Raw genomic sequence first — 26743 nt, forward strand, 5'->3', positions numbered from 1 at the left:
CGTCAGCACTCGATGACGTTGACGGCCAGGCCGCCGCGCGCCGTCTCCTTGTACTTCACGCCCATGTCCGCGCCGGTCTCCTTCATGGTCTTGATGACCTTGTCCAGCGAGACGTGGTGCCGGCCGTCGCCGCGCAGCGCCATCCGGGCGGCGGTGACGGCCTTGACCGCGGCCATGCCGTTGCGCTCGATGCACGGGATCTGGACCAGGCCGCCGACCGGGTCGCAGGTCAGGCCGAGGTTGTGCTCCATGCCGATCTCGGCGGCGTTCTCCACCTTCTCCGGTGCCCCGCCGAGCACCTCGGCCAGCGCGCCGGCCGCCATCGAGCAGGCCGAGCCGACCTCGCCCTGGCAGCCGACTTCGGCCCCTGAGATGCTCGCGTTCTCCTTGTACAGCATGCCGATCGCGCCCGCGGCGAGCAGGAAGCGGACCACGCCGTCCTCGTCCGCGCCGGGGACGAAGGTCATGTAGTAGTGCAGGACGGCCGGGATGATGCCGGCGGCGCCGTTCGTGGGGGCGGTCACCACCCGGCCGCCGGCCGCGTTCTCCTCGTTCACGGCCATCGCGTAGAGGGTGACCCACTCCATCGCGTTCGCCGGGTTGATCCCCTCGGTCCGCAGCGCCCGCGCGGCGATGGCGGCGCGGCGGCGGACCTTCAGGCCGCCGGGCAGGATGCCCTCGCGGCCGAGGCCGCGCTCCACGCACTCGCGCATCACCCGCCAGATCTCCAGCAGGCCCTCGCGCACCTCGGCCTCGGAGCGCCAGGCCTTCTCGTTCTCCATCATCAGGGCACTGATCGACAGGCCGGTCTCCGCGGTCAGCCGCAGCAGGTCCTCGCCGGTGCGGAAGGGGTAGCGCAGCTCGGTGTCGTCCGGAACGATCCGGTCCGCGCCGATCGCGTCCTCGTCCACGACGAAGCCGCCGCCGACCGAGTAGTACGTCTTCTCCAGCAGCGGGCGGCCCTCGCCGTCGTACGCGCACAGCGTCATACCGTTGGCGTGGTAGGGCAGGGCGCGGCGGCGGTGCAGGATCAGGTCGTCCGGCTCGTGGAAGGCGATCTCGTGCGCGTCGCCTATCTCGGTGGCGAGCAGGCGCAGGCGGCCGGACTCGCGCACCCGGGCCACTTCGAGATCGGCCCGGTCCACCTCGACGGTGGCCGGGGACTCACCCTGCAGGCCCAGCAGCACCGCCTTGGGCGTGCCGTGGCCGTGGCCGGTGGCGCCGAGGGAGCCGAACAGTTCGGCCCGCACCCGTTCGGTCTGGGCGAGCAGGCCCTGGGACTTGAGCCGCCGGGCGAACATGCGCGCGGCGCGCATCGGGCCGACGGTGTGGCTGGAGGACGGACCTATGCCGACCGAGAACAGGTCGAACACGCTGATCGCCATTGATCACTTCTCCAGCTGCGGGGGGGGTGGGGCAAAGATCCATGATAACAAGCTCATGCCCTGCCGAACGCGAGCGCGTGTGCGCAGCGGGTGACGGAGCCGCTACAGCACCCCGACCAGTCGCAAGTCGAGGGCGGTGTGCCGCTTGCCCGAGCCGGGCGTCCGCACCGCCTGGGCCAGCGCCTTCTCCGAGCCGACCAGCACCACGAGCTTCTTCGCCCGGGTGATGCCGGTGTAGAGCAGGTTCCGCTGGAGCATCATCCAGGCGCTGGTGGTGACCGGCATCACTACCACCGGGTACTCGGAACCCTGCGACCGGTGCACGGTGACGGCGTAGGCGTGCTGGAGCTCGTCGAGCTCGGCGAAGTCGTACGGGATCAGCTCGTCTTCGTCGGTGCGCACGGTCAGCCGCTGCTCCTCGGCGTCGATCGCGGTGACGATGCCGCCGGTGCCGTTGAACACGCCGTTGCGGCCTTTGTCGTAGTTGTTGCGGATCTGGGTGACCTTGTCGCCGATGCGGTACGTGCGGCCGCCGAAGCGCCGCTCCGGTGCGCCGTCGACGTGCGGGGTGAGCTCCTGCTGCAGCAGCAGGTTGAGGTTGCCGGCGCCGGCCGGGCCGCGGTGCAGCGGGGTGAGCACCTGCACGTCGCGGCGCGGATCGACGCCGAAGCGCTTCGGGATCCGGTGCACGGCCAGGTCGACGACGAGGCGGGCGGCCGGCTCGGCCTCGTCCTGGAGGAAGAGGTGGAAGTCGTCGAACTCGCGCAGCCGGGGCGGGCGGCCGGCGTTGATGCGGTGCGCGTTGACCACGACGCCGGACTCCTGCGCCTGCCGGAAGACCTGGGTCAGGCGGACCCGCGGGATCGGTTCGGCGGCCAGCAGGTCGCGCAGCACCTCGCCCGCGCCGACGCTCGGCAGCTGGTCCACGTCGCCGACCAGCAGCAGGTGGGTGCCCGGGCCGACCGCCTTGGCCAGCTTGTTGGCGAGCAGCACGTCCAGCATCGACGCCTCGTCCACCACGACGAGGTCGGCCGGCAGCGGCCGGTCCCGATCGAACGCCGCGTCCCCGCCCGGCTTGAGCTCGAGCAGCCGGTGCACCGTCGCCGCCTCGGCGCCGGTGAGCTCGGCCAGCCGCTTGGCCGCGCGGCCGGTCGGCGCGGCCAGCACCACCTTGGCGCCCTTGGCCCGGGCGAGCTCGACCACCGAGCGGACGGTGAAGGACTTGCCGCAGCCGGGGCCGCCGGTGAGCACCGCCACCCGGTGGGTGAGCGCGAGCCGCACGGCCTGCTCCTGCTCGGGCGCGAGCTCGTTCCCGGTGCGGCCACGCAGCCAGGCCAGGGCCTTGTCCCAGTCCACGCCCTGAAAGACGGCGAGCTTGTCGTCGGGGGCGCGGAGCAGATCCAGCAGCTGCCGGCTGAGCGCGGCTTCGGCGCGGTGGAAGGGCACCAGGTAGATCGCCTCGGTGGAGCTGAACTCGCCGGGCAGGATCTCGCGGACGGCGCCCTCGAGCCCGAGCAGCTCCTCCAGGCAGTCGGCGCACAGCCGCTCGTCCACCTGCAGGATCTTCACGGCCTGCTCGATCAGCTTCTCCTTGGGCAGGAAGCAGTTGCCGGCGTCGGTGGCCTGGGAGAGCGCGTACTGCAGGCCGGCTTTGACCCGCTCCGGGCTGTCGTGCGGGATGCCCACGGCCACCGCGATCGCGTCGGCGGTCTTGAAGCCGATGCCCCAGACGTCCGCGGCGAGCTTGTAAGGCTCCTGCTTCACTACGTCCACGGCCTCGTCGCCGTACTCCTTGTAGATCCGCACCGCGATCGAGGTGGACACGCCCACGGATTGCAGGAAGACCATCACCTCCTTGATCGCCTTCTGCTCCACCCACGCGGCCGCGATCAGCTTGGTGCGCTTGGGCCCGAGGGTCGGCACCTCGATCAGCCGCTCGGCGTCGGTCTCGATGATCTCCAGAGTCGTGACGCCGAAGTGGGCCACGATCTTCTCCGCCGTCTTCGGGCCGATGCCCTTGATCAGGCCCGAACCGAGGTAGCGCTCGATGCCCTGGACCGTGGCCGGCAGCACGGTGGTGTAGTTCTCGACGTGGAACTGGCGGCCGTACTGCGGGTGCGAGCCCCACCGCCCGCGCATCCGCAGCGACTCCCCCGGCTGCGCGCCGAGCAGCGCGCCGACCACGGTGAGCAGGTCCGCGCCGCGGCCGGTGTCGACCCGGGCGACAGTGTAGCCGTTGTCCTCGTTGCTGTAGGTGACGCGCTCGAGTACGCCTTCGAGCACAGACAGCCCGAAGCCGGGGACGAGTTCGTCCCCGGCTTCGGTGCTGTTCTTCGTGGCCACGCCCATAATCTAGCGTCCCGGGCCGACAAACCGTCGCTGCCGTGGGCGCTACTCGGAGATCGTCACCGTGGCCGTGCCGTCGGCGTTGAACACCACCGTTCCGTCGTCCTCCAGGTCGGTGGGCTGGTCGCTGAAGGTCTGGTCGTCGTCGAAGTAGTCGGTGTAGTCCCCGCTCTCCGACGCGACGGTCCCGTCCGCGGTCCAGTCGAAGCTGCCGTCCGACTCCGAGGAGCTCAGATCGACGTCCACGGTGCCGACGGTCGTGATGGTCCAGGTGACGTTGTTGCAGAGGTAGTAGTCGTAGTAGTTGTCGATGCCGCAGTCGCCCTCGCCGGTCTCGGCCTGGGTGGCGCAGTCGTCGAGCGCGTCGCTGTAGGCCTTCTGCACCGCGGCTTGGCCGGCGCTGCTGAGCGACGGGTCGGGCAGGGTGACGTTCTGCTCGTCCCCGTCGCCGTAGACGGCGTAGGTCTCGCCGTCCTCGGTGTGGTCCTGCGGCACGATCGTGGTGGACTCGGCGGCGAAGTCAGGGTTCTTCGGCTCGGCGATGACGTGCGCGCCGGGGAAGACCAGGACGCCGTCCTGGGCCGTGAACGACACGCCGTCCACGGTCGCCGTGCTCGACCAGCCGCCCTGCACGTCGACGTACAGGTACGGGTTCGGCAGCACCCACTTGCCCTGGGCGTTCTGGACGGCCAGGTACAGGTCGTCGAGCTGCTTGCCGTGCACCGTGTACTTGACGATCACGACCGTCAGGTTGCTGCCGGGGATCTTGGCGCTGGCGAACTGCTGCTGCTCCTCGGCCGTCGGCTTGCGGGTCGAGACCACGGAGAAGTTCGACGGCCGGTTCGACGCGTCGGCCAGGGTCGCGGCCGAGTCGATCACCTTGAGATCGGTGACCGTGTTGACGGCCAGCGCCTCGGCGTCCTTTGCGTCGCCCGCGGCGAGGTCGTTGAAGTAGGACGTGACCGCTCCGCCGGGTCCGTTCTCGGAACCGCCGGCGATGAAGTGGTAGGCGAGGAATCCGCCGCCCGCGAGCACCACCAGGACCAGTGGAACGACGATCTTGCGCTGCAACCTGTTGCGCAGTCCGGGCTGGCCGGGGACGCCCGGCTGCTGCGCCCACTGGCCGGTCGGCTGTCCGGGCGTGGCCCACTGAGCCGGGTACTGCTGTTGCGGATACGGCTGCGCGTACTGCTGCGGATACTGCTGGGCGTAGGACTGAGCCGGATCCGCCTGGCCCGGCGGCGGGAACTGCGGGGTCTGCGATGAGTCCGGCGGCAGCTCGTGCGTGCCCGAGCCCTCCTGCGGCAGCGGCACGGTCGGGCCCTGGCCGGACTGCCCGGTCTGGCCGAGCTGCTCGGTCTGCCCGGTCTGGCCGAGCTGCTCGGTCTGCCCGGAGTGGCCGAGCTGCTCAGTCTGCTCGGTCTGTCCCCACGGAGCCTGCTGCTGCATCTGCGCGTACTGCTGTTGCGGCGGCTGGGGCTGCTGCAGCTGCGGCTGAGCGAACTGCTGGGGGTATTGCTGCTGGTACTGCTGCTGCTGGGCCAGGTACTGCTGGTACTGCGCGTACTCCGGCGTCCCCTGCGGCGGAATGCCGGCCGGCGGACGCGGCGTCGCCGGCTGGAACCGGTGGCCGAGCGAGAGCGAGAGCGCGACGTATGCCAACAGGAACCACAGCGCGCTCAGTCCGAGGGCGCCGAGCAGGCTCGGGCCGAGCGAGACCGTGACGTTCATCCCGCCGAGTCCGCCGGCGTTGCCGCTGAAGTTCACCGAGAGCGCGCCGAGCAGGACGACGACCAGCGCGGCGACCAGACCCACGACGATCGAGCGCCAGGCGCCGTTCGGCGCGTACTCGTCCCGGTTCACCGCGAAGCGGCGAGTGGTGCGGGCGAGGACGGCGGGCGCGAGCGTACCCACGATGACGCCGCCGAGCAGCAGCCAGACGCCCCACGGGTGCACGCCCTGGAAGATGCCGAGCCCGGTCGAGCCGGACGTCGGAGAGCCGTCGAAGGTGTCGCCGGTGCTCTGGCCGAGCACGCTGGCGCCGACTCCGCCGCCGACGAACAGGGTCACGCCCATGCCGATAAAGCTGCCGTACACCGCCAGGTTCGGCAGCAGCACGAGCAGGCCGAGCAGCAAGGCGGTGCGGTACGGGCCGGTGGACGGGTCGGAGAAGGCCTCGATGGCCAGCCAGATCCACAGGCCGACCGCGATCAGCGTCCCCATGACGCTCATCTGCTGCCAGGCGGTGCGCACGGCCGGACGCCACAGGGTGATCGCGGCCTTGACGCGATCCGCGCGCGCGTCCGAGGTGGTCTCGGCGTGCAGCCACACGCCGAACCGGCCGAGCAGCCCGACCGCGAGGGTCAGCAGCAGCGGGCCGAGGAAGACGAAGCCGGGGCTGAGCCCGATCGAGCCGGACATTGCGCCGAAGCCGAGATCGGAGCGGATCGCGTTGCTTTCGAACGCATTGTCCACCTGGGAGGTGAGCGCCAGGATCATCAGGATCAGCGAGACGCCGAGTCCGGTCAGCGCGCTGCGCAGGAACAGCTGGGCGAGGTTCTGGCTGGGCAGTTGCCGCTCGCGACGACGCGCGAGCACGTAGATGAGGAAGAGCACGACGATCGTCAGCGCCCAGACGGTGATCCGCAGGGTGATGTTCAGCGAGGCGTCCAGGCCCAGGCCCTCGCTGTCGTCGGTGCTCAGGCTGCCGGAGCCGGTGATCGGCGCGCCGAGGCTGGCGCCGAGGAGCCAGGCGCTGAGCTTGTAGGCGTAGCTCGCGGGCACGTGCGCGTTGGCGATTCCGGCGTAGACGACCAGGAGCAGCGCGACCAGGACGCTGACGAACCCGACCGCGAGGGCGCGCACGGCGTCGTACGCCGAGGCCAGGAAGTCGAATCCGGTCAGCGGTGGCGGGCCTGAGCGCCGGGCGGGCGCCGGAGGCTGCGGCGGATACTGCTGGAACTGGGTCTGGTACGGCGATGCGCCCTGGTAGGGCGGCGGAGGGTACTGGCCCGGGATCCCCGCGGCCTGCTGCGGGTTCTGCGCCTGCTGCGGGAACTGCTGCCCTTGCTGCGGGAACTGGGCCTGCTGCGGGATCTGTCCCTGCTGCGGGTACTGGGCCGCGGCAGGGGGCTGGTTCGGGTACGCGCCGGACGCGTCCGGGCCACCGACCTGGGGTGCGTCGACTTGAGGCACACCGACCTGGGGCGCGGGCGCGGCCGCCTGCTGCGGCACCACTTGCGTCGCCGCTGCCTCGACCGGAACCGTCGTTTCGGCCTGCGGCCGCAGCTGCGGAACCACCATCGTCGGCTCGGCGGCCGGCTCGGCGTCGGTCGCGGGCTCCGGCTCAGCCACAGCCTCGCGGGTCGGCACGATCTCGGTGACCGCCGCCACCTCGGTGATCTCTTCGACCTCTACCTCCGCCACCTCGCCGGCCTCCGGCGCGTGCGCCGCCGGCTGTGCGTCTTCGACCTCCGGAACTTCGTCCGCTCCCGCCTGAGCGTCCGTCGGTTCCGGTGCGTACTGCGGATCGTCGTTCTCCGACAACGTTCCTCTCCCCTCCAGAAAATGACCCCACGGCTCCGCTGATCTCCGGACAGTCTCGCCCCACCTCTTCGGGACCGCCCCCCGGGGCCGCGCAGCGTGCGGCCTAGAGCCCGTCCGGGTACAACGTAGGTCCAATCAGGGCCGATGCGCGAAGACCCGGGCGGAAATGTTATCCATCTGTGCGTCCGCGCGCGCCGCTGAGAATGCGCGGGCGCGCGGCCGCGGCTGGGTAGGCTCAGATCATGCGTGCCGAGTTCGAACCGGTGGCCAGTGCGCCCCGGGATTTCTACCGACTGCTCACCGCGCTGGTCACCCCGCGCCCGATCGCCTGGGTCTCCAGCCGCTCTCCCGAAGGGGTCGACAACCTCGCTCCCCACTCGTTCTTCACCGTCGTCGCATCGGATCCGCCGATGGTCGCGTTCTCCTCGGTGGGCCGCAAGGACACACTGCGCAACGTGAAGGCCACCGGGGAGTTCGTGGTGAACCTGACCACCGCCGCGTTGACCGAGCAGGTGAACCTGACCGGGACCGACTTCCCGCCGGAGCTCAGCGAGTTCGACACGGTCGGGCTGGGGCGCGAGCCGAGCGTCCGGGTGGCGCCGCCGCGGGTCTCGGACGCGCCGGCCGCGCTCGAGTGCGTCGTGCACACGCTGGTGGAGCTCGGCGACTCGACGCTGGTGATCGGCCGGGTGCTGGTGGCCGCGGTGGCCGAGGAAGTGATGGTGGACGGGCATCCGGACATCAACCTGCTCCGGCCGATGGCCCGGCTGGGCAAGGACGAGTGGTCCGAGATCGGCGAGGTGCGCTCGCTCGCCCGGGTGCGCTACCGGGACTGGTCCGAGCAGGCGGGGCCGGGCCCGGAGGGTTCCACATCCCGGGAAGGCTCTTGACACGAGGTTGCCGTGAGGTGAACTCTGTAGGACGGTTCCGGTCAATGTCGACCGGAACCTCTGTGCTTCTCCGGGCCGTGCGCGCCGGAGATCCGGCTTCTCCCCGTGGCCCGTCGCGCTAGCGGCGGGTGCGGGCCCGCGTCACGACGGGTGCGGCCGTCGTGACGCGGGCCCGCTCGAACACCCCGCACCGGGTGGGAGAACCCTGGTGCGCTTCGCTCAGTTCGCTCAGGACCGAACAGGTCAGGGCACGAACCCCACGCGGCACATGTTCGTTCACGTGCGTTTCCGGGTGCCGATGATCGCGGCCGTTCCCGTGGCCGCCACCCCTGATCTTCTCCTCTGACTCCCCATCAGTGAACACACGCCCTCCGATACCAGAGTGGTTAAGGACGCTTGACAAGGATGTCAGGGCACGATTTGCTCAGTGCAGCATTGTTGGTTCACGTTGAAAATCTGCTGCAAAGCGTTCGGACTTGTCGGGCAGGTCCTGTGCAGCCCGCGGTCCGGTCCTGTGCGCCCACCGCACAGGTCTCCATCCGCAATGACGCACCTTGGAGGCAGTCGTCGTGACCTCGCACCAATCCTTCAACCCGGCCTCGGACCCTACCCACACCCCGTCCGCGGCCGCGTTCTCCTCACCCGTGCTCGCCCGCCGCGGCCTGCTCAAGGGCCTGCTCGCCACCGCCGGCGTGGCCGCGGTGCCCGGGCTGGCCGGCTGCTCCTCCTCGTCCTCGTCGGGCGGGGGCGGAGCATCGAGCAGCACCGTCTCGTTCGGCTCGAACGCGGCGGTACCCGAGCCGAAGGGCGCCTACCAGACCCTGTTCGCGGCCGCGAAGAAAGCGACCGGGCTCACCGTCGATGTGAACTGGGTCGACCACAACACCTTCCAGCAGAACATCACCACCTATCTGCAGGGCAATCCGCAGGACGTGTTCAACTGGTTCGCCGGGGAACGCTGCCAGTACTTCGCCGCGCAGGGCCTGACCGGCAACGTCGACGACGTCTGGAACGCCATCGGCTCCTCCTACAGCGACGCGATGAAGGCCCAGAGTAAGGGGGCTGACGGGCACTACTACTTCGTGCCCTTCGACTACTACCCGTGGGCCGTGTTCTACAGCAAGAGCGTGTTCGCGGCCAAGGGCTACACCGCCCCGACCACCTGGGACGACTTCATAGCGCTGGCCAAGAAGATGAAGACGGACGGGCTGATCCCGATCGCCTTCACCGACAAGGACGGCTGGCCGGCCATGGGCACGTTCGACTATCTCAATATGCGTATCAACGGCTACCAGTTCCACATCAACCTGATGCGCACCGGCCAGGGCTGGAACAGCCCGCAGGTCTCTGCGGTCTTCGACCAGTGGCGCCAGCTGATCCCGTACTACTCCCCCGGCTTCCTCGGCCTGACCTGGCAGGAGGGCGCGAACCAGATCCTGAACAAGCAGGCCGGGATGATGGTGCTCGGGCTCGACCAGATCGGCACGATCTTCACCGGACCCAACGCCGACGACCTCGGCTTCTTCGCGTTCCCGGAGATCAACCCGACCTACGGCCAGGACTCGGTCGAGGCGCCGATCGACGGGTTCATGATCTCCCGTTCGCCGAAGAACCGGGCCGGCGCGGCCAAGCTGCTCGAGTACCTCGGCACGGCCGCCGCGCAGCAGACCTGGCTCGGCTCGAACCCGGCGGACATCGCCACCGCGAACGGGGTGGACACCAGCAAGTACACCAAGCCGCAGACGGCCGCCATCTCGCTGATCGGCAGCGCCAAGAACCTCTCCCAGTTCATGGACCGCGACACCCTGCCGAGCTTCGCCGACCCGGTCATGCTCCCGGCCATCCAGAAGTTCCTGAGCAGCCCGAACGATGTCTCCTCGCTGCTGTCGAGCATCGACGGCCAGGCCAAGACGATCTTCGCCACCAGCTGAGCCGGACAGCGCCCCGCGATACCCCGGGGGCCGGCCCCCGGGGTATCAGACCCCTGTCCACACTCCGCTTCAGGCGGCCGCGAGAGGGAACCACCGACCTGATGACGTCTACTTCCATACCAACCGCCGCGTCCGCGCCCGCGCGCGGACGCCGCCGTCGCCTGCGGCAGTACTCCGGCCGCGACCGGGCCGCGCTGACGCTGATGGCCGGCGTGCCGCTGCTGCTGTCCGTCTGCCTGGTCTGGCTGCCCGCGCTGGCCACCGTCGCGCTCTCCTTCTTCAACTGGACCGGCATCGGCGGCTTCGCCCAGATGAAGCCGGCCGGCCTGGAGAACTACCGGATCGCCTTCACGATCTACCCCGAGTTCCCGCCCGCGATCGAGCACAACCTGCTCTGGCTCGGCGTCTTCTTCCTCGTGCCCGCGCCGTTCGGGCTGTTCCTGGCGCTGCAGCTGCACAAGGGGCTGGCGCTCTCCCGGATCTACCAGTCGATCCTGTTCCTGCCGGTGGTGCTCTCCCTCGCCCTGGTCGGGTTCATGACCGAGCTCGTCTTCTCCCCCACCGAGGGCCTGGTCAACAACCTGACCGGGCACGCCGGGCAGAACAACCTGATCGACTGGCTCGGCAATCCCCGGCTCAACATCTGGGCCGTGCTGATCATGGCCTGCTGGCGGCAGACCGGCTACGTCATGATCCTGTTCCTGGCCGGGCTCAAGGCCGTGGACCCCTCGCTGCAGGAGGCCGCGTCACTGGACGGGGCCAACGAGTGGCAGGCGTTCCGGCACGTGGTGTGGCCCGCCCTGCGGCCGATCAACGTGGTGGTCGTGGTGATCACGGTGATCGAGTCGCTGCGCGCCTTCGACATCGTCTACATCATCAATCAGGGCACGAACGGCCTGGAGCTGCTCTCCACCCTGATCACCACCAACCTGATCGGCGAGACCAGCCGGATCGGCTTCGCCTCGGCGCTCGCGACCATCCTGCTGGTGATCTCGCTGGCCTTCGTGCTGCCGTACGTCTACAGCACCTTCCGGAAGGACACCCGGCCATGAGCGCGACGACGGCCACGACGCCCGCGACGGCGAGGCCCGCCGCGACGCCCGCGAAGACGCGGCGCACCCGGCCCGCCCGGATGTTCCTGCACTGCTTCCTGATCGGCACCTGCCTGGTGTGGATCGCGCCGGTCCTCTACGCGCTCTACACGTCGCTGCGCCCTTATGCGGACACGGCGAAGCACGGCTACGTCTCGGTCGGCGGGAGCTACGGCTTCGCCAACTTCTCCACCGCCTGGAACGCGGCGGATCTGCCGCTGTACTTCAAGAACTCGGCCATCATCACCCTGCCCGCGCTGGTGATCACGCTCTGGCTGGCCAGCATGGTGGCGTATGTGGTGGCCCGGCACAGCTTCCGGATCAACCTGATCCTGCTGCTGATCTTCACCGCGGGCAACCTGCTGCCGCAGCAGGCGATCATCACGCCTCTGTACAAGCTCTACATCACCGTGCCGTTGCCGTCCTGGCTCTCGGATTCCGGGCACCTGGACGACTCGTTCCTCGGCCTGATCCTGATCCACGTGGCGTTCCAGACCGGCTTCTGCGTGTTCGTGCTCTCCAACTTCATGCGCACCATCCCGCACGAGCTGAGCGAGGCGGCCCGGGTGGACGGGGCCTCGGAGTGGCGCCAGTACCGGCAGATCGTGCTGCCGCTGTGCCGGCCGGCCCTGGCCGCGCTGGCCACGCTCGAGTTCACCTGGATCTACAACGACTTCTTCTGGGCCACCGTGCTCATGCAGACCGGCGCGAACCGGCCGATCACGGCGGCGCTGAACAACCTCACCGGGCAGTTCTTCACCGACAACAACCTGATCTCGGCCGCGTCGATGATCGTCGCGGTACCCACGCTGGTGGTCTTCTTCGTGCTGCAGCGGCAGTTCGTCTCGGGCCTGACCCTGGGCGCCAGCAAGGGCTGAACCGGCGCAGGGTCCTGATCGGCAGGACTCTGCCGATCAGAGTCCTGCCGATCACGGCCCCGAGAGCTCAGAGCTCTGCCAGCATCAGGTCGCCGACGAACTCGGCGGCGGTCTCGCGGGCGTCGGCGGACAGGCCGCCGTCGGTGATCCACAGGTCGACGTCGCTCAGCCGGGCGAAGCCGGCCAGGCCGGTCAGCCCCCACTTGGTGTGGTCGGCCACGGCGATGACGCGGCGGGCGGAGGCCACCAGCGCGCGGTTGGTCTCGGCCTCGGCCAGGTTCGGCGTGGACAGGCCGGCCTCGGGCGAGATGCCGTGGCTGCCGAGGAAGACCGCGTCGAAGTGCAGGCTGCGGATCGCCGCGTCCGCCACCGGGCCGACCAGCGCGTCGGACGGGGTGCGCACGCCGCCGGTGAGCACCACCGTGGGGCCGCCGCCGGCCGGGTGCGCGGCGGCGTAGAAGCGCTCGGCGATGCGGATCGAGTTGGTCACCACCGTCAGCCCGGGCACCGTGGTCAGCCGCCCGGCCAGCGCGTAGGTGGTGGTGCCGGCGGACAGCGCGATCGCGCTGCCGGGCACGACCAGGTTCGCCGCGGCCTGGGCGATGGCCTCCTTGAGCGCCGTGTCCCGGTCGGCCTTGGCCTCGAAGCCGGGCTCGTACGCGCTGGACTCGCCCACCGCGACGGCCCCGCCGTGCACCTTCTCCAGCGCTCCGGCCCGGGCCAGGGCGTCGAGGTCGCGCCGGATCGTCATGTCCGAGACCCGGAACCGGTCGACCAGTTCGGTCACTCGGACCCCGCCGCGCTCGCGCACCTCTCGCACGATGGCGGCGCGGCGCTGTCCGGCCAGCAGTCCGCGTTCGCTGTCTGTCTGCGTCACGGCCCTATGCTACCTCTTGTGCGTTTACGTTTGACTCCGTTTAAATACGAGGTATGGAGGGAGCGGTAGTGAAGAAGACCGTGACAACCCTGGCCGACGGCCGGGAGCTGATCTACTACGACGCCGGCGACGGGGAGGCCCGCGCGGGGTACACCGACCGGCGCCCGCTCGAGCCCGCCCACCGCAACGCCGAGACCCGGTTCGACGAGGTGCAGGGCGAGTGGGTGGCCATCGCCGCGCACCGGCAGGACCGCACCTACAAGCCGCCGGCCGACCAGTGCCCGCTGGACCCGTCCACCGAGGACCGGCTGACCGAGATCCCGGCGCCGACCTACGAGGTGGCCGTCTTCGAGAACCGCTTCCCCTCGCTCGGCGGCCCGGACGGCGGACGCTGCGAGGTGGTGTGCTTCACTCCCGAGCACGACAAGTCCTTCGCCGACCTGACCGAGGCGCAGGCGGCCCTGGTGCTCGAGGCGTGGACCGACCGCACCGCCGAACTGCTCGCCCGCCCGGACATCAAGCAGGTGTACTGCTTCGAGAACCGGGGCGAGGAGATCGGGGTCACCCTGGCCCACCCGCACGGGCAGATCTACGCGTTCCCCTATGTCGCGCCGAAGATGGACCGGGCCGTGGCCAGCGCCGAGGCCTACCTGGCCCGCACCGGCCGCAACCTGTTCGACGACCTGGTCGAGCGGGAGTCGGCGGACGAGCGGGTGGTCGAGGAGAACGAGCACTGGATCGCCTTCGTGCCGTTCGCCGCGCGCTGGCCGTACGAGGCGCACCTGTACCCGAAGCGCCGGGTGGCCGACTTCACCGAGCTCGACGACGCGCAGCGGGCCGCCTTCGCCCCGATCTACCTCAGCCTGCTGCGCCGCTTCGACGGGCTGTTCCCGGCCGCCGACGGCACCCCAGGGCGCACCCCCTACATCTCCGCGTGGCACCAGGCGCCGAAGCGGCCCGCGGGCACCGCCGCGCAAGTCGCGCTGCACGCCGAGATCTTCACCGTGCGCCGGGCCGCGGGCAAGCTGAAGTACCTGGCCGGATCCGAATCCGGGATGGGCGCGTTCGCCAGCGACACCACGCCGGAATCAGCGGCGATTGCGCTGCGTGGGGCGGGACGGTGAATACTGTGGCCGAACCCGGTGCAAGTGAAGGAGTGAACGAGACGATGTCCATTGCCGCGCAGACGTCCGCAGATGCGGCCAGGAAGATATTCGAGTCCGTGTACGGCGGTGCGCCCACCGGGATCTGGGCCGCGCCCGGCCGGGTGAACGTGATCGGCGAGCACACGGACTACAACGAGGGCTTCGTGCTGCCCATGGGCATCGACCGCTACACCGCGGTGGCCGCCGCCCCGCGGCTGGACGGGGTGCTACGCCTGATCTCCAGCGGCGGGTCCACCGGCGTGGTGGAGATCCCGCTGGCCGCGATCGAGCCGGGCGCGCAGCAGGACTGGACCGCCTACCCGGCCGGAGTCGCCTGGGCGCTGAGCGGCGCGGGCGCGCTGGCGCCCGGGTTCACCGGCGCCGACCTGGCCTACTCCTCGAGCGTGCCGGTGGGCTCCGGGCTCTCCTCCTCGGCCGCGCTCGAGTGCGCCACCGGGCTGGCGCTGACCGGCCTGGCCGGCCAGCCGATCTCGCCGGCCGAGCTGGCCCGGCTGACCCAGCTGGCCGAGAACCGGTACGCGGGCGTGCCCTGCGGGCCGCTGGACCAGCTCTCCTCCGCGTTCGCCGCGGCCGACGCGGTGCTGCACATCGACACCCGCAGCTTCGACATCGCCATCCACCCGTTCGCGCTGGCCGAGTCCGGCCTGGCGCTGCTGGTGATGAACACCAAGGTGCAGCACTCCCACGGCGAGAGCGGCTACGCCGAGCGCCGAGCGACCTGCGAGGCCGCCGCGCGGACGATGGAAGTCAGCGCCCTGCGCGACCTGACCTCCGCCGATCTCGAGCGGGCCGCGGCCAAGCTCGACGAAGTGAGCCTGCGCCGGGTGCGGCACGTGGTCACCGAGAACGAGCGGGTGAGCCGGTTCGTCAGCCTGCTGCAGCTCGGCCCGCTGGAGGGCCCGCGGCTCAACTCGGCGGGCGAGCTGCTGACCTCCTCGCACACCTCGCTGCGGGACGACTACGAGGTCTCCTGCGAGGAGCTCGACGTGGTCGTGGACGCGGCTCTGCGCGGCGGTGCGCACGGCGCGCGGATGACCGGCGGCGGCTTCGGCGGCTGCGCGATCGCGCTGGTGTCCGCGGACCGGCTGGACCGGGTGGCCGAGACCGTCTCCGACGCGCTGCCGGGCGCAGAGCTGTTCACGGTTGCCGCCGATCGCGGGGCGTTCCAGGTTTACTAGTCGCATGGCTGATACACGCAAGGCGCCGTTCCCGTTCAATCCGTACGATCATCTGCCCGAGGTACCGACCTTCTCGCTCACGAGCACGGATGTGACGGACGGTCAGACACTCCCGGTGCGCCACGCCTCCAAGGTGCTCGGCATCCCCGGCGGCGAGGACCTCTCGCCGCAGCTGTCCTGGTCCGGGTTCCCGGCCGGGACCAAGTCCTTCGCGGTCACGTGCTACGACCCGGACGCGCCGACCGCGGCCGGGTACTGGCACTGGGCGGTGGCGGACGTCCCGGTCGAGGTGACGCAGCTGCCGACCGGCGCCGGCGCCGCCGGCTCGTCGGACCTGCCGAAGTCCGCGGTCATGCTGACGAACAGCGCCGGGTTCACCGGATACGTCGGCGCGGGCCCGCCGCCCGGACACGGGGCGCACCGCTACTTCTTCGTGGTGCACGCCGTGGACGTCGAGTCGCTCGGATTGGGCGGGGACACCGACCCGATCGTGCTCGGCTTCAACCTGTTCATGCACAGCATCGGCCGGGCGTATCTGGTGCCCCGGTTCGAAGTCGCCGGGTAGGGACGCGCGGCCGATAGCCGCAAGGCCACGGCCAGGTCACGGATCGCGGGGTTCGGCCGCGAGGCCGCGGGCGTCGTGCGAGACTGGAGCCATGGTGCAGTACGCCACGACACTGGTCACGTTCCCCTCCGGTGCGACCGAGGGGGCGTCCGCGGTGCTCGCGGTCCTGGCCCTGCCCGCGGCCCGGGCCGCGGCGGACGAGCCGGCCGGCGCACCCGGCCCGGCCGGCGGCATGGGCCTGGTCGTGGACACCACCCCGTTCCACCCGGTCGACCACACCTGGCCGGACCAGCCCGGCGACAGCGGCACGGTGCTGGTCGACGGTGTCGCCTATCCGGTGCTCGACACCGTCACCGGCGCCCTCGGCCCGGACGGCGCGTTCGCCCTCGGCACCGACATCCCGGTGCGCCGGGGCGAGGAATCCTGGTCCTGGCTCGTGGTGCACGTGCTCGACGCCGACGCGGAGATCGAGTCGGCGGTGGGCTCGAACGCGCTGCTGCGGGTGGACGCCGCCCGCCGCCGCGCGCTCTCGGCCGCGCACACCGGCTGCCACCTGACCGCGCTCGCGCTGAACGAGGCGCTGGCCGGGCGCTGGCGCCGGGCGCCGGGCCGGGAGGACGCGTTCGGCCGCCCGGACTTCGACTCCATCGCCATGGACAGCTCGCGGATGGACGTGCACGCGAGCACGGACCGGTACCGGATCGGCAAGTCCCTGCGGAAGAAGGGCTTCGACCCGGACGGCCTGGCCGAGGCGCTGCCGGAGCTGGCGGACGCGGTCAACGCGCGACTGGCCGGGTGGATCGCCGCGGACGCGCCGGTGCGGGTCGAGGTGGTGGGCGGGGAGAAGTCGGCCAAGCTGACCGCGCGCCGGGCCTGGGTGTGCGAGCTGCCGGAGGGCACGGCCTCGATCTTCTGCGGCGGCACCCATCTGGAGCGGCTCGGCGAGCTCGACGCCCTGCACTGCTCGCTCTCGCTCTCCGAGGACGGCACAGAGCTGGTGGCCGTCACCGTCCCGAAGCTGCGCTGATCGCCCGGCGGCGCCGGTAAGATCGCGGCATGTATTTCACCGACCGGGGCATCGAGGAGCTCGCCGCGCGGCGGGGCGAGGAGCAGATCTCGCTGGAGTGGCTCTCCGAGCAGCTGCGCACCTTCGTCGACCTGAACCCGGAGTTCGAGACGCCGATCGAGCGCCTGGCCACCTGGCTGGCCCGGCTCGACGACGAGGACGAGTAGGGCCGCGGCCGGGCGGCCAGGCACTGGTTGGTCGGATACCGCGAATCAGTTCCCGCGGATCAGTTCCGGCAGCCCGGGTGTACGTCGGCGGTGACCTGACCGTGGTCGGCCTCGATCACGTGGTGGTAGCAGGGTTGCGACGGCGTCGAGCTCTGATAGTCCTCCGAGTCCCGCCCGTCTGCCTGCAGGTTCGACCCGTCGTCGGCCCGCTGCAGCACGCCGTTCGCGGCCATCTTGTCGGCGATGCGCGATGTGGTCGTCCACCGGCCACGTGCGTCGGCTTCGGTGGAAGTGAACCGGGCCTGGCTGACCTTCGCGGTGAGCAGGAAGCCCGATCCGGTCCCGTCGGGGATGTACGAGGCGTACATGCTGATCGGGTAGCTCCAGGTCTGGCGCTGGGCCACGCCGTCGGTGTCCACCTGGGTGTAGCCCTGGTCCTGCTGGTCGACCGTCTGGTATTCGCCGCTGCCCCAGATGGTGTCGAGGTTGCGGTAGGTCAGGTGCTGGCTGACGGTCGTCACGACCCGGCCGTGGCTCGTGTCGACGTAGCCGGATACGGACCAGTCGCGCGAGCCGTTCGCCGTGATCACGTCGGTGCCGGCGGTCGGGCTGGCGATGGTGGTGGTCAGCTTCGGCGACGCGGCGATCGTGTCTTTGGTGACGGCGCCGCCGGTGTGGGCCTTGTGCGCGTCGGTGGTGAGGAACATCGTCGCGTCGAGCATCCACACGTCGCTGATGTCGGCAGGTGCCACCAGCGTGATCGTGTGCTGCTTCCCGTCGGAGAGCACGCCCGCGAACGGCGTCAGGTCGAGCGTGTAGGGCTCCGTGCGCAACGAGTCCACGCTCATGATCGGGCGCCACATCATGGGGTTGATGCCGCCGCTGTAGATCACCGGATAGACCTGCGCGATGCCGGCCAGCCGACCGTCGACTTCCACGCCCACTTCGCGGTATGTCCCGCCGGAGCAGTAGCCGTCCGCGGTGTCGGTCGCGTCGTCGTCGGGGACGTTGCTGTACCAGAACTCCTCACAGCCGTTGCCACGCGCGTAGATCTCGATGTCCGCGCCGGTCAGGTTGGTCGGGAAAGTCTCGGTGAGGCTCGCGCTCTGGCCCTTGGTCAGGTCCCACCAGTCGGCCGCGCCGTCGGAGTCGGTGTTGCTCAGCGGCAGCACCTCGTCCGCCGTGCGCACGGGCGGGTTCGCGCGATTCGCGGTGTAATAGGTGATCTTCAAGGTGATGTGATAGACGCCGGTGTCGGTGTCGTTGATGAGGTTGCCCAGGCTCACATCCAGCGGCTGCGTCTTGGTCAGCAACGGGATGTACGACGAGATGTCCTGGTCGACGTGCCATGAGATGCCGGCCGCGTCGGGCTCGGGTGTGGAGGTGCGCAAGACCTCGGCGCCCCCGATCCACACCCCGGCCAGCCGGTCGTACTGGACGCCTTGCACGCTGCCGTACCAGTCGAGCACGACCTTGCTCCACGGCCCGGCGCACGCGGTCGGCGGGGTGAGCGTGCCGGTGTAGTCGCCGGTGAGGTAGGAGTCGGAGAAGTCGTACTGCATCGCCGTGACGGTGCAGCTGCGGGTGTCCGGGCGCGACACCGGCTGGTACGCGGAGACCGGGTTCTGGTAGCCGTTCTCGATGTAGGCGGGCGCGGCGTCGTCGCGCGCCTGGGCGAGGGTGCGGGCGGTCGGGGCCTTCGAGGCGGTCGGCGTGGCGTGGGCGGACGCGGCCGAAGCCGCTGGTCCCGAGGCCAGCGCCAGGCCGAGTGCGGCGGTGAGCACGCCGAGGCGCGCGGACTTGATCAGTCGCACGATGTGGGCTCCATCAGGGTCGGATGGGTCGTGGCGTGTCCTGTGCTTTTCAGCAGAACACGAATTCACCTTGGCGCAGGCTCGCTCGGCCGTAAAGCCGCCGGAGGCAAAATCGGATGCCGGCCGGCGGGCGGGCCCGTACCATGCGCTGCATGACCGATCCGACCCTGCTGTGGCGTGTGTTGACCGTCGAGGACGCCGGGGCGGCCGCCGAACTGCGGAAGGCCGGCGAGGCCGTCGACGACATGGGCGAGTCGTATTCCGCCCAGGATTTCATCGACGACCTGTCCTCCTCCGGCATCGACGCGGAGCGCGGCATCGTCGGCGCGTTCGCCGACGGACGGCTCGTCGCCTCATGCCTGGTACACGCGCGGACCGCCGCCGACCCGGTGCACGAGATGTTCCTGTGGGGCGTGGTGCACCCGGAGTTCCGCGGCCGCGGAATCGGCGCCGAACTCCTGGCCTGGGCCGACAAGGCCGCCCCCGAGATCAGTGAACTGCGGTTCCCGGGCGCGCCGGTGAAGCTGCAGGCACCGGCGTTCGACAAGATGGCGGACCATCGCGCGCTGCTGGAGGCGCACGGTTACCGGGCCGAGCACTACGACTTCGGCATGCTGCGCCGGATCTCCGCCGACGAGGCGGAGCAGGCCCCGGCACGGCCGGCCGGCTTCACGGTCGTGCCCTTCGGCTCCGATGTCGCCGAGGAGTTCCGGATCACCCACAACGAGGCGTTCGTGCCGGACCACCCGGGCTCCACGTTCGTGCCGCCGGAGGTCTTCGCCGAACGCACCGGCACCGAGTCCTTCCGCCCGGAACTCACCTTCGGCCTGCGGGACACGGAATCCGGCACGCTCGCCGGCTACATCCTGTGCTACTACTACGACGCGGACACCGAGGCCACCGGCCTGCACGACGTGTACATCAACTACATCGGCACCCGGCGCGAGTTCCGCGGCCGAGGCGTGGCCGGCGCACTGATCGGCACGGTCGTGCACGCGGCGGCCGGGCTCGGCTACGACACCGCGTCGCTGGGCGTGCTGGCCGAGAATCCGACCGGGGCGCTGGGCATCTACCAGCGGCTCGGATTCGAAGTACAGCGCACATTCATCACGTACGCGAAGGCTCTGGGCTGAACGCGGTCGGATCCCCGTACACGCAAGGGTTATAGCCTTGCGCACCATGGATCTTTCCTGGCGCACCCTGACCCGCCTCGACGCTCCGGCCATGTCCGACGTCCACCGCGCCGCCGCGATCGCCGACGGCACCAGCGACCTGCGTTCGAGCGCCGACATGGCCGAGATCTTCCGTCGCGAATCCATCGGCGAGGTCAAGCGGCGCTACTTCGGGGCCTTCGACGGCGACGACGCGCTGGCCGCGTTCTCGATCCTGTTCGCCCGGACCGGCCTGATGCCCCAGCACCAGCTGCAGCTGTGGGGCGCCGTCGATCCGCGGCATCGGCGCGCGGGGATCGGCGGCGAGCTCGTGCGCCGGGCGGTGCAGGCGGCGCCGGGCCTGCACGCCGAGGTCTTTCCGGGCGCGCCGCTGGAGATCGCGTTCCTCACCGCCGACGGCGTGGACGGTCAGGCGAAGCTCGCCGCGGAAGCCGGATTCACGCCCTCGCGACGGCACCTCAGGATGGCCAAGGACCTGCCGCGCGACACCCTGCCGGCCCGGCCGTCCGTCTCCCCCGGCCTGGAGCTGCGGCGTTTCCACCCCGCGGACGAGCACGACCTGCTCGCCACGCACCTCGAGGCCTTCATCGCCGACCATCCGGGCTTCACCCCGCCGACGCCGCTGATGTGGTCGCGGCGGCTGACCGCACTCAGCTTCCTGCCCGACCTCAGCTTCCTGATTCGCGATCCGGCACAAGGCCGCATCGCCGGATACGTGCTGTCGAACTCCGTGCCGAGCCGACCCGACCGGCCGGACCGGCGCGAGGTCCAGCTGACCACCATCGCCACCCGCCGCGAGTACCGCCGCCGCGGCGTGGCCTCGGCGTTGATCGCCGCCGTCCTGCGGACGGCCGCCGAACTGGAGTACGACGGCGCCGCCCTCAACGTGGACGCCCGCAATCCGACCGGCGCGCTGAGCGTGTACGAACACGCCGGTTTCAGCGTCGGCAATGGTACGACACTGTATGTCAAGCAAATACCGATCTGAAGGGCCCGCAGTCGTGACCGTGAAATACGCTCTCTTCGACCTCGATGACACCCTGGTGTCGACCGGCGAGCCGTTCCACGAGTTCGTCCGCGAGTTCGCGATCCGATACGGGCTGATCGACCCCGCCGCCGTGGACGAGGCCGCCGTGGCGGCGCTGCGCGACCGGATCGAGCCGATCTCGTGGCGCGCGTTCGCCGACAAGGCCGAGAAATGGTACGGAATCGCCACCCCGCCCGAAGAACTGCTCGCCTGGATCCTCGCCACCTACCCGGTGAAGTTCGTCCTCGACGCGCGGGTGGCGAAGGGCCTGGTCGTGCTGCGCGAGAAGGGGTGGCGGCTCGGCATCGTCACCAACGGCACCACGGCCGTGCAGCAGGCCAAGATCGAGACCGTCGGGCTGCGCCGCTACGTCGACTTCGTCATCGACTCCGAGGCCGCGGGCGTGCGCAAGCCGGAACGCCGCATCTTCGAGATCGCGGCCGAGGGCCTGGGCGTGGAGCTGGGCGCGCACGGCTGGATGGTCGGCGACAACCACGCCAACGACGTCGTCGGCGGCCACGGCGCCGGCCTACGCACGATCTGGCTGCCGTACGGCCGTGAGCAGCCCGCAAGCGCGGTGCGCGCGGACCACGACTGCGCCACCGTCCTCGAGGCGATGGAGATCATCGCCGCCGGAGAGCCGACGGAATAAACCGGCGGGCCGCGTCGGCTGCGATAGAGAGCGGCGCGAACGGCGTCCGCGACCGAGCGTACGCCGAGAAGCAGGAGCAAGCCGATGCGCGTGGAGATCTGGAGTGATGTGGCCTGTCCCTGGTGCTACATCGGCAAGGCCCGGTTCGAGCAGGGGCTGGCCGAGTTCGCGCACAAGGACGAGGTCGAGGTGGTCTTCCGCTCCTTCGAGCTGGACCCGAACCGCCCCGAGGGCGAGACCACGCCGGTGCTCGGCATGCTCGCGAAGAAGTACGGCATGAGCGAGGCGCAGGCCCGCCAGGCCGAACAGCGCGTCGCGGACAACGCCGCCGCCGAGGGCCTCGGCTACCGCAGCGAAGGCCGCGACAGCGGCAACACCTTCGCCATCCACCGGCTGCTGCACTTCGCGCAGACCCAGGGCCGGCAGAACGAGCTGGTCAACCTGACCTTCCGGGCGAACTTCGCCGAGGAGCGCTCGGTGTTCGACCGCGCGCGGCTGCTCGAGCTGGCCGAGGAGGCCGGCCTCGACCCCGCGGAGAGCCGCAAGGTGCTCGAGGACCCGACCGCGTTCGCCGACGAGGTGCGCGCCGACGAGCGCGAGGCCGCGGAGCTGGGTGCGAACGGCGTGCCGTTCTTCGTGCTGGACCGCCGCTACGGCGTCTCCGGCGGCCAGCCCGCCGCGGTGTTCAAGCAGGCGCTGGAGGAGGCGTGGGCCACCCGGCCGCAGGCCCCGAAGCTGGCCACCGTGCCCGGTCTGCCGGACCCGGGCCAGGCCGACGAGGTCTGCGGACCGGAAGGCTGCGCCGTACCGCAGCGCTGAGAAGCGCAGCGCCGCCGCTCCCCTCCTCTTTCGCGGCGGCGCTGCCCGTATGTGTCGCGGCGGCGCTGTGCTCCTCAACCGCGAGTTCGCGGCGGCGCTGCCCGTATGTGTAGTGCTGCGGCCCGCTAGTCCAGCCGCAGCTTCCGGTCGGGACTGTTCGAGCGGCTCAGCAGCATCGCGCCGACGGCCGTCGCGACCGGTACGGCCGCGGCCATCGCGACGAGGTTGAGCCACGGCACCGTGAACGGCATGGCCTGCAGGTAGACGTTCATCCCGACGAGGTTGAAGTCGCTCACCCGCACCAGCCCCGCCGCGACGACGAATCCGATCGGCACCCCGATCAGCACGCCCATCCCGGTGATCACCAGCGCCGTGGACCCGGCCAGCCAGCGACGGGTCCAGGGTGAGCCGCCGACCGCGGTGAGCGTCTGCTGGTCGGCCCGGCCGTCGGCCAGCGCCAGGCCGGTCGCGATCGCCGCGGCGGCGAGGGCGAGCAGGACGGTGAAGCCGAGGACGATCAGGTTGACCGTGCTGCGTGCCTCGATGACGCCCTGATCCTGCTCGAAATCGCCGTTCAGATGCAGGCCGTCCATCGCTTCGTCCGCCCGCACGATCTGCTGCGGGGTGGCCGTCTGCCTCAGATCGACCACAAGCGCCGTCTGCCCCGCGGTGGGCGCGTCGAGGCCCGTCTTGCGCGCCGCGGCCGGCGAGATGACGAATGAGGGATCCGGCTTGCCCTGCATGTTCAGGTAGACCGCGGGCAGCGTATACACCTCAGTGGTCTGCGTCGCGTAGGTGGCGTGCGCGGCCGCGACATCGTGCTGCACGACCAGCCCGACGGTGCCGTCCTTCACGATGCCCGGCGTCGTCACCACGATTCCGCCCTCGGCCAGCACCTGATCCGCCGCGGCGTCCTCGAACCCGGTCACCTGCCGCAGCAGCTGCCCGTCGCCGATCAACTCGCCCTCGTACGCCGTCGGATCGAGGTAGTCGCCGCATATGCCCATGCCGTCCGAGTCGACCAGGACCTTCTGCACGCCGTTCACCGCGCACCCGGGCGTGCTCCCCGGGGTGAACAGGCCGGCGCTCCACTGGATCGGCTCGTCGCTCGACTGGCCGTACCCGGCCACCGGTTCGAGCGTCACGCTCCCGGTGATGTCCGGCAGCTGCTGACGCAGAGCACTGAGGATCCGCGGGGCGTCCGCCGCGTCCGTGTGCACCGCGATCTGATTCGGCAGCAACCGCGGCGTGTACTGCGCCCGCTGCTGCGCCGCCGAGCTCTCCAGCCACGCGCCGGCCGCCACCGCGCCGGCCACCGCGGCGAACATCGCCGCGACCGCCGGGGTGGTGCGCCCCGAATGCCGGGCGCTGTCGCGCAGAGCGAGCCGCGGCCCGAGCGGCAGCCACCGGCCGAACGAGGCGATGCCGGCCACGATCGCGGGCGTGCACAGGATCGCGCCGATCTCGATCAGCGCGACACCACTGGTGATCAGCAGTTGCGCCTGCCCGGGCGAGATCGTCTCGCCGAAGTACACGCCGATCAGCCCGGCCGCGGCCAGGATCAGCCCGCCGCACACTCCGGCCGAGCGCCGCCGGCGCCGCCCGACCACGGTCCGCCGACCGCTGAGCGTCGCCATGATCTCGCGCCGGGATGCTCCGCGCGCAGGTATCAGCGCCGAACACAGTCCGAGGAGCACTGCCAGTACGGCGACGCCGACGGCATGCGGCACGTCGATGCGCAGCGCCCCGGGTATCCGCCCCGAGAAGTGGGCCCCGAACGGCAGCGCGGCTGCCGCGGCGCCGATGCCGAGGCCGACCCCGACGACCCCGGCTATCGCGCCGAGTACGATCCCGTCGGCCAGCACGACCCGCCGGACCTGGCCCCCGTCCGCCCCGGCCGCGCCGAGCATGGCGTACTCGCGCTCGCGGCGCCGCGCCGACACGGCGAAGCCGGGCCCGGCCAGCAGCACCACCTCCAGCAGGCCGATGCCGATCGCGATGCCGGAGATCGCGGCCGGCACCGCGAACTGCGGCAGCTCCAGCGGCACGCCGGAACGCAAGAAGACGAACTGGTGAGCCTCGTAAGGGATCTGCGAGGTGGGTGGCGGGGAGAGTGCGACCGAGCGGGAGATCACCACGTGCCCGAGCGAGTTGAGGGCCTGCACCTGAGTCCAGGAGACCCCGCCCGGGTTCGAGACGAACCATCCCGCCGTCACCTCGTGCTTGGCGGCGGGTGCCGCCGGCAGGGCGAAGGCGCTCTCGGCCATCGTCGAGTCCGGCAGCTCGAGCAGCCCCACGACGGTGAACGTCGCGGCCGTCCCGTCCGACGCGGACGACCCGACGAGCGTGATCCGTCCGCCGACCGCGGCGCCGAGGTCGGCGGCCATCGCGGGAGTGAGGCCGATCTCCTGCCCGGTACGCGGCAACCGGCCGGACACGACGTCGAAGGCACCCGCGGTGTCCGGATTCCCGAGATCCACCTGCAGATAGGTTCCCTGGGCGTACCCGCCGGCGCCGTCGAGATACACCGGTCCGGCGATCTGCTCCGGCGTCAGCGCCGCGGAGGGAAGCACGCTGAGCACTCCGGTGGAATCCACGCCGGCGGTGCCCTTCAACGTGCCGGGCTGCGACTCCCACTGCTGGCCGTCGGCCGACTGATCGACGGGCGTGTCCACCGACGCCCGGATGTACGCGTCGAATCCGCCGACGCTCCGAGTGACCTGCTCCGGGGTGGTCAGATCCACGGCGCTGTGGATCAGCGTCTCCACCCCGACCGTGCCGAAGACCGGCAGCGCAAGCATCGCGACGATCAGTGCATTGCGGGCCTTGCTGCGCGGCACCTGCCGTCGCGCCATCCGCAGCGCGAAACGCCACGAGCCGATCCAGGCCTTCACTCTTCCCCCTGCCCCGCCGCGCCGCCCACGGCCGTGCTCAGCGCGTCGCGCTCAAGCCCGGTGGCCGCGCCGGTCGACCCCACGCTGCCCACTACGCGCCCGTCGCGCAGGTAGACGGTCCGGTCGGCGTACGCGGCGAAGCGCGGCTCGTGCGTCACCAGGATCCCGGCCGCGCCCGCGTCGCAACGGGCCCGCAGCAGCCGCATCACCGCCTCGGAAGTCTGCGAGTCCAGCGCCCCGGTCGGCTCGTCCGCCAGCATCAGCCGACGCTCGCCGATCAGGGCCCTGGCTATCGCCGTGCGCTGGCGCTGGCCGCCCGACATCTCCTCGGGGAACCGGCCGGCCAGCCCGTCCAGCCCCACCTCCGCCAGCGCCTGCTCGGCCAGCTTGCCGGCCCGCCGCGCCCCCATCCCGTCCAGCTCGAGCGGCAGCGCGACGTTCTCGGCCGCGGTGAGCGCCGGGATCAGGTTGTAGTCCTGGAAGACGTAGCCGATGCTGGTGCGCCGCAGCCGGGCCAGCGCGCGGCGGGAGAGGTCGGCGAGCCGAACGCCCTCCACCACGACCTCGCCCGCGGTCGGCGCGTCGAGCCCGCCGGCCAGCGAGAGCAGCGTGGTCTTGCCCGACCCGCTCGGCCCCATCACCGCCACCAGCTCGCCCGCGGCCACCTCTAGGTCGACCCCCGCCAGGGCCTTGACCTGCGCCTCCCCGCTTCCGAAGGCCCGGGTCAGCCCGTGCACACTGACCACCGGACCTACCCATTCGTTCGGCATACCCGCTCCTCCACATGGTCCAGCCAGCGGATCTCCGCCTCGGCTTGGAAGATCTGCGCTTCGAGCACCAGCGACCAGGCCAGGTGCGGCGCGGCGGCGCGCACCTTGAGCCGGGTCAGCTCCTGCAGGGTGGACTGGGCGTGCGCGCGCTGGCCCTGCACCAGCCCGGCCACGTCGATGCCCGGGACCGTCACGGCCAGCGCGAGCTTCATCGCGAGCTCGTCCCGCGGCCGCTCGGCCTGGCTGATCGGGCGCATGAACCACTCGGCCAGCTCCTGCCCCCCGGCCTCGGTGATCTCGTAGACCACGTGCCCGTCGGCGTCCTCGCCGGTCTTGGCCACGAATCCGTCCCGCTCGAGCCGGCCCAGCGTGGTGTAGATCTGCCCGATGTTCACCGGCCACGTCGACCCGGTGCTCTCCTCGAAAGCCGCGCGCAGCTGATAGCCGTAACCCGGCCGGTCCCGCAGCAGCGCGAGGATCCCGTGCTTGACGGACAACGTTCCCTCCCC

Annotated in this window: 21 protein-coding genes; 13 read left to right on the forward strand and 8 right to left on the reverse strand. The window is 70.8% G+C overall.

What is annotated here, in order from left to right:
* Window positions 1-2 precede the first annotated feature (2 nt).
* The 3 genes from ACTRO_RS18110 to ACTRO_RS18120 form a co-directional block, all read right to left on the reverse strand.
* Window positions 3-1385 carry an L-serine ammonia-lyase gene (locus tag ACTRO_RS18110; RefSeq protein WP_034264523.1) on the reverse strand — a complete coding sequence of 461 codons (1383 nt, stop codon included), beginning with the start codon at window positions 1383-1385 and terminating at the stop codon, window positions 3-5.
* Window positions 1386-1487: 102 nt separating this feature from the next.
* A complete protein-coding gene (gene recD2 / locus ACTRO_RS18115; RefSeq protein WP_245594414.1) occupies window positions 1488-3728 on the reverse strand; it encodes an SF1B family DNA helicase RecD2 in 2241 nt (746 codons plus the stop codon).
* A 48-nt stretch (window positions 3729-3776) separates the two neighbouring features.
* A complete protein-coding gene (locus ACTRO_RS18120) occupies window positions 3777-7277 on the reverse strand; it encodes a hypothetical protein (protein ID WP_034264527.1) in 3501 nt (1166 codons plus the stop codon).
* A 242-nt stretch (window positions 7278-7519) separates the two neighbouring features.
* Between ACTRO_RS18120 and ACTRO_RS18125 the strand changes: the two genes are divergently transcribed.
* From ACTRO_RS18125 to ACTRO_RS18140, 4 genes are all read left to right on the forward strand, one after another.
* Window positions 7520-8167, forward strand: a complete 648-nt coding sequence (locus ACTRO_RS18125; RefSeq protein WP_034264530.1) for a flavin reductase family protein — start codon at window positions 7520-7522, stop codon at window positions 8165-8167.
* Window positions 8168-8736: 569 nt separating this feature from the next.
* Window positions 8737-10098, forward strand: a complete 1362-nt coding sequence (locus ACTRO_RS18130; protein WP_084316361.1) for an ABC transporter substrate-binding protein — start codon at window positions 8737-8739, stop codon at window positions 10096-10098.
* Window positions 10099-10199: 101 nt separating this feature from the next.
* Window positions 10200-11150 carry a carbohydrate ABC transporter permease gene (locus ACTRO_RS18135; protein WP_034264532.1) on the forward strand — a complete coding sequence of 317 codons (951 nt, stop codon included), beginning with the start codon at window positions 10200-10202 and terminating at the stop codon, window positions 11148-11150.
* Window positions 11147-12067, forward strand: a complete 921-nt coding sequence (locus ACTRO_RS18140; RefSeq protein WP_034264535.1) for a carbohydrate ABC transporter permease — start codon at window positions 11147-11149, stop codon at window positions 12065-12067. The genes ACTRO_RS18135 and ACTRO_RS18140 overlap by 4 nt, the downstream gene beginning before the upstream one ends.
* Window positions 12068-12134: 67 nt before the next feature.
* On the opposite strand, the gene ACTRO_RS18145 is transcribed toward ACTRO_RS18140, so the two are convergent.
* Window positions 12135-12944: a DeoR/GlpR family DNA-binding transcription regulator gene (locus ACTRO_RS18145; RefSeq protein WP_034264537.1), complete on the reverse strand. Its 810-nt coding sequence runs from the start codon at window positions 12942-12944 to the stop codon at window positions 12135-12137.
* A 68-nt stretch (window positions 12945-13012) separates the two neighbouring features.
* On the opposite strand from ACTRO_RS18145, the gene galT reads away from it, so the two are divergent.
* The 5 genes from galT (at window position 13013) to ACTRO_RS48170 (ending at window position 17086) form a co-directional block, all read left to right on the forward strand.
* Window positions 13013-14068 carry a galactose-1-phosphate uridylyltransferase gene (galT, locus tag ACTRO_RS18150; protein WP_034264539.1) on the forward strand — a complete coding sequence of 352 codons (1056 nt, stop codon included), beginning with the start codon at window positions 13013-13015 and terminating at the stop codon, window positions 14066-14068.
* Window positions 14069-14112: 44 nt separating this feature from the next.
* A complete protein-coding gene (gene galK / locus ACTRO_RS18155) occupies window positions 14113-15288 on the forward strand; it encodes a galactokinase (RefSeq protein WP_034275412.1) in 1176 nt (391 codons plus the stop codon).
* Between the two features lie 4 nt (window positions 15289-15292).
* Complete coding sequence (locus ACTRO_RS18160) at window positions 15293-15853, forward strand: YbhB/YbcL family Raf kinase inhibitor-like protein (RefSeq protein WP_034264541.1); 561 nt, start codon at window positions 15293-15295, stop codon at window positions 15851-15853.
* 91 nt (window positions 15854-15944) lie between these two features.
* Window positions 15945-16880, forward strand: coding sequence for an alanyl-tRNA editing protein (locus ACTRO_RS18165; RefSeq protein ID WP_034264543.1), 936 nt, complete (start codon window positions 15945-15947; stop codon window positions 16878-16880).
* Between the two features lie 29 nt (window positions 16881-16909).
* Window positions 16910-17086, forward strand: coding sequence for a DUF6104 family protein (locus tag ACTRO_RS48170; protein ID WP_169739918.1), 177 nt, complete (start codon window positions 16910-16912; stop codon window positions 17084-17086).
* 59 nt (window positions 17087-17145) lie between these two features.
* Here the strand turns inward: ACTRO_RS48170 and ACTRO_RS18170 are convergent, their stop codons facing one another.
* Window positions 17146-18900, reverse strand: a complete 1755-nt coding sequence (locus ACTRO_RS18170; RefSeq protein WP_051451008.1) for a peptide-N4-asparagine amidase — start codon at window positions 18898-18900, stop codon at window positions 17146-17148.
* Between the two features lie 152 nt (window positions 18901-19052).
* Between ACTRO_RS18170 and ACTRO_RS18175 the strand changes: the two genes are divergently transcribed.
* From ACTRO_RS18175 to ACTRO_RS18190, 4 genes are all read left to right on the forward strand, one after another.
* Window positions 19053-20033 (forward strand): GNAT family N-acetyltransferase, encoded by a 981-nt coding sequence (locus tag ACTRO_RS18175; protein ID WP_169739919.1) that lies wholly within the window; start codon window positions 19053-19055, stop codon window positions 20031-20033.
* A 46-nt stretch (window positions 20034-20079) separates the two neighbouring features.
* On the forward strand, window positions 20080-21060 hold the full coding sequence (locus ACTRO_RS18180; protein WP_157436321.1) for a GNAT family N-acetyltransferase: 981 nt from the start codon (window positions 20080-20082) through the stop codon (window positions 21058-21060).
* A 13-nt stretch (window positions 21061-21073) separates the two neighbouring features.
* Window positions 21074-21751: an HAD family hydrolase gene (locus ACTRO_RS43520; protein WP_051451010.1), complete on the forward strand. Its 678-nt coding sequence runs from the start codon at window positions 21074-21076 to the stop codon at window positions 21749-21751.
* Window positions 21752-21835: 84 nt separating this feature from the next.
* Entirely contained in the window at window positions 21836-22570 is a 735-nt protein-coding gene (locus ACTRO_RS18190; protein ID WP_034264550.1) for a DsbA family oxidoreductase, read from the forward strand.
* A gap of 125 nt (window positions 22571-22695) precedes the next feature.
* Here the strand turns inward: ACTRO_RS18190 and ACTRO_RS18195 are convergent, their stop codons facing one another.
* From ACTRO_RS18195 to ACTRO_RS18205, 3 genes are read right to left on the reverse strand one after another with little or no spacing between them, the layout of a single operon-like run.
* Window positions 22696-25464, reverse strand: coding sequence for an FtsX-like permease family protein (locus ACTRO_RS18195; RefSeq protein WP_034264553.1), 2769 nt, complete (start codon window positions 25462-25464; stop codon window positions 22696-22698).
* Complete coding sequence (locus tag ACTRO_RS18200) at window positions 25461-26234, reverse strand: ABC transporter ATP-binding protein (RefSeq protein ID WP_034264555.1); 774 nt, start codon at window positions 26232-26234, stop codon at window positions 25461-25463. The genes ACTRO_RS18195 and ACTRO_RS18200 overlap by 4 nt, the downstream gene beginning before the upstream one ends.
* Complete coding sequence (locus ACTRO_RS18205) at window positions 26216-26731, reverse strand: PadR family transcriptional regulator (RefSeq protein ID WP_051451011.1); 516 nt, start codon at window positions 26729-26731, stop codon at window positions 26216-26218. The genes ACTRO_RS18200 and ACTRO_RS18205 overlap by 19 nt, the downstream gene beginning before the upstream one ends.
* Window positions 26732-26743 lie beyond the last annotated feature (12 nt).

Origin of the sequence: Actinospica robiniae DSM 44927 (assembly GCF_000504285.1) — a bacterium.
Lineage (GTDB): Bacteria > Actinomycetota > Actinomycetes > Streptomycetales > Catenulisporaceae > Actinospica > Actinospica robiniae.